The organism is Aquificaceae bacterium (assembly GCA_037722135.1).
Classification (GTDB): domain Bacteria; phylum Aquificota; class Aquificia; order Aquificales; family Aquificaceae; genus Pampinifervens; species Pampinifervens sericum.
On sequence record JBBKAW010000026.1, the window covers coordinates 7,385 to 9,668 of the forward strand.

The 2,284-nt window shown below is 43.3% G+C and carries 3 protein-coding genes; all 3 read right to left on the minus strand.

Annotated elements, in window-relative coordinates:
* Nucleotides 1-85 precede the first annotated feature (85 nt).
* The 3 genes from WKI49_01850 to WKI49_01860 all read right to left on the minus strand — a co-directional run bounded on the left by WKI49_01850 (nt 86) and on the right by WKI49_01860 (nt 1,969).
* A complete protein-coding gene (locus WKI49_01850) occupies nt 86-721 on the minus strand; it encodes a TIGR01906 family membrane protein (protein ID MEJ7621246.1) in 636 nt (211 codons plus the stop codon).
* A gap of 14 nt (nt 722-735) precedes the next feature.
* A complete protein-coding gene (locus tag WKI49_01855) occupies nt 736-1,704 on the minus strand; it encodes a hypothetical protein (protein MEJ7621247.1) in 969 nt (322 codons plus the stop codon).
* A 133-nt stretch (nt 1,705-1,837) separates the two neighbouring features.
* A complete protein-coding gene (locus tag WKI49_01860; protein ID MEJ7621248.1) occupies nt 1,838-1,969 on the minus strand; it encodes a hypothetical protein in 132 nt (43 codons plus the stop codon).
* Nucleotides 1,970-2,284: the final 315 nt, after the last annotated feature.

Below are 2,284 nucleotides of genomic sequence, written 5' to 3' on the forward strand. Positions count from 1 at the left end.
GGTTATGCGTCTTTTCTTTACCTTAAGTATCTTCCTGTGGATTTTCTTAAAATAGTAGGAATGCCTGGACCTGCGGAAGAGAAGCTCAGGAACTTCTTCTCCAAAGGATAAAACCAAGGGTCTGAAGGAAAAGATTTACAAGAAAAACTCCTAAGGCAGTATACAAGGTTGCCTTAAACCAAAAGTCCATGGGATAGACTCTCAAAAGCATGTCTTCATCTCTAAAACGCCAGGAATAAGGGTCAAAGAAAAGGTTATGAAAGGCAGTAAAAAGCCAATCGTAGTTAACCGCAGAAGCAATTAACACAAAGAGGACAAATACCTCAAGAAGAAATCCTCCAAAGAACAAAACCTTTCCCATATCTTTTCTATTCTTTAGGCTAAAGAAGCCCAAAAGCCAAATAGGAAGAGTAATATACAAAAAGCCAAAGAAAAAACTCAACAGCCTTTTTACATCCTTCATATGTTTTATCTCTCTTTCGTTAAAAAGTCCAGAGCTTTTAAACTCTTCCATGCCACTGTCTGAAAGAACAGACCTAAGCCCGAGTTTGGCTATGCTTAGTCGTAGCTCATAGGGCATTGGGTCTGGTGGTAGGTCTACTCTTTTATATAGGAACTCCACAAAAAGGTCTGTGAAGGCAAGGCGAACTACAAGCAGTGTAAGGAGAATAGGAAAAAGGACTATGAGCAAAAGGCTCACAACCCACTTCTTACTCGCCATAGGTTAAGTATAACCTACTTGTAGCCTCTTATTGTTGTAGGTCCTGCATGACAGGCTATGCAGGATTTTTCTGTGCCAATAACCTTTACAAGACCAAAGCTCTCTGCTATTTGCTGGTGTTTGGCGTGTATGCTCTCTATGGGTTTGAACCTTCTTACCTGTGGCACGTTTATGCCTTGATGGCACTGGTAGCAAGTAAGCATAGCTTCTTTCCAGAGGTTAACCGCCTTTTCTTTATCCTTTGCCTCAAGGGCTTTTGGAAGCTCATTGTAGAGGATGTTGTTTCTGTGTCTGACAACTGCCTTGAGGTCATCTCCCCACTGGGCTACCATCGGACCTGCCAAAGCCATGTTCTTTCCACAGGCGGATAGCCCCATAGGGCTTCTTATGAGCCTTAGCCCTGCGTCAAACTCACCCTTTTCTATATAGCCTCTAAGAGCTACAAAGGAGAAAAAGGTTCTGTATGCACCCGCTTTGAAGTTGAGCCTCACATCTGCAAGATACCTACCTGCCTGCATTATCTGTTCCTTGTTGGCACCACCTACGATTAGTATATTTTTGCCATCTTTTTGCACTACCTTTATAGTGGGTTTTTCAAAGCTCAAACCCAGCTCTTTTACTATGTCGTTGTTTACTCCCACCACTATGAGATTTTGGTAGTTTATACTCTTTAGCCTTTGGTCGCTTACTAAAAGCTCTGGCATTTTAGATTGACGAACATCTTCTGCGGTAAAGCCTATGTCCTCCGTCCATTGTCCAAGATAGTAGGCTATCCTGCCAGCAAGGGCAACTATATCAGGGTCTTCCTTTGAGCCATAGACCACAAGTGTATTTGGGATAACCGCATCCTTAATCACCGCAGGCGTGCCTGTCCAAACCTCACCATAGGTTACATAGGGAAAGAGCCTATCCGCAAAGGGTGGGTCAATCACCGGCTGTGCCAAGGAAATGCTAATTACACCAAGGACTATAAGCCTTTTCATAGTTATCCTCCTGTGCTTTTTAAGGGAGGATTTTAACTGTGTAGGTGCTATGAGGCTATAAAAGTTGATTGTGGTAAAGATTACGAACGCTTATTTAAACATATTAGCATGTCTTTAAATGGTAGTGGAGGACTTAAAGCCTGCCCTCTCGCTCTTGCAGATGCCTATGCCAGTCATAATAAGTCCCCGGCGGGTCATACCACGTGTAGAAACCACCATAGCCCAAAGCCCTGAGCCTTTCTTGGACTTGCCTTGTATCAATCACCAGATGACCCTCCGTCCGAAGAGCCTCCATCAGATGAGTCATCGCTGGAAGTGTCATCTTCAGCTAAAGCAGCGTCACAACGCCATGAGCCTCCATGTTTTAAGATGATAAAGACTAACATTCCAGCCATAATAAGCAGAAAGATGATAAGCACTGCCATATTATGCCACCTCCCAGATTTTTTTCAAGACCATTATAACAAAAAGCCAAAGAGAAAAAACCTAAATTTTCCTCCCATACAGCTCACACATTAAACCGAGCCACTCCCAAAGCTCTCTATCTGGCATTTCCCTTAACTTCCACTCCCAGTTGCCT